The sequence below is a fragment of the Pseudomonas sp. CM27 genome (assembly GCF_013179515.1).
Classification (GTDB): Bacteria; Pseudomonadota; Gammaproteobacteria; order Pseudomonadales; family Pseudomonadaceae; genus Aquipseudomonas.
Genome location: NZ_JABMCN010000484.1, coordinates 1 through 748, shown reverse-complemented (window position 1 = coordinate 748; position 748 = coordinate 1). Strand labels below are relative to the sequence as shown.

At 59.0% G+C, this 748-nt stretch carries 1 protein-coding gene; it reads left to right on the top strand.

All coding sequences use genetic code 11. From position 1 onward, the window contains the following. Nucleotides 1-405 precede the first annotated feature (405 nt). On the top strand, nt 406-748 hold a 343-nt coding region (locus HP547_RS29105), incomplete at its 3' end, for a thiamine pyrophosphate-binding protein (RefSeq protein WP_256676328.1).

Sequence of the window (748 nt, the reverse complement as noted above, 5' to 3'; positions counted from 1 at the left end):
CTCAGTAGTGAAACGATGCATCGCCGATGGTAGTGTGGGGTCTCCCCATGTGAGAGTAGGTCATCGTCAAGATTCATTTCGCAAAACCCCTATCTGCGCATGCAGGTAGGGGTTTTGTCTTTCTGCCCCCAAACATCAGCCGCATGCATTCCCTTGTAGGCCTTGCGTCGCGATCGGGCGCCCAGCGGCCGCAAAACCTGCATCCCCGATCTCCCAGGCAGACCCCGCGGCGTTGTCAGCGCAGACTGCAACAATATTCCCGCCCAATTTACGTGACTTTCCCTCGCCCCCCCTGCGTCAAGACTTTGGTTCGGAGCATTCCTTGCCCCGGGCCTGGCGATGCCAGCGTACCGTGCTGCGCATTTCTGGACTTCCACCGTCCCATCACTTGAGGTAGCAAGCAAGATGGCCAAGGCCGCCGATGTCGTTGTGCAATGCCTGGAAAACGAAGGTGTCGAGTATGTATTCGGCATTCCCGGTGAAGAAAACCTCGACCTGCTCGAATCCCTGCGCAAGTCGAAGATCAAGCTGGTACTGACCCGTCATGAGCAGTCTGCAGGTTTCATGGCTGCCACCTACGGTCGCCTGACCGGCAAGACCGGCGTCAGCCTGTCGACCCTTGGCCCTGGCGCCACCAACCTGGTCACCGCCAGCGCCTACGCCTACCTGGGCGGCATGCCGATGATGATGATCACCGGGCAGAAGCCGATCAAGAAGTCCAAGCAGGGCCGCTTCCAGATCATTGACG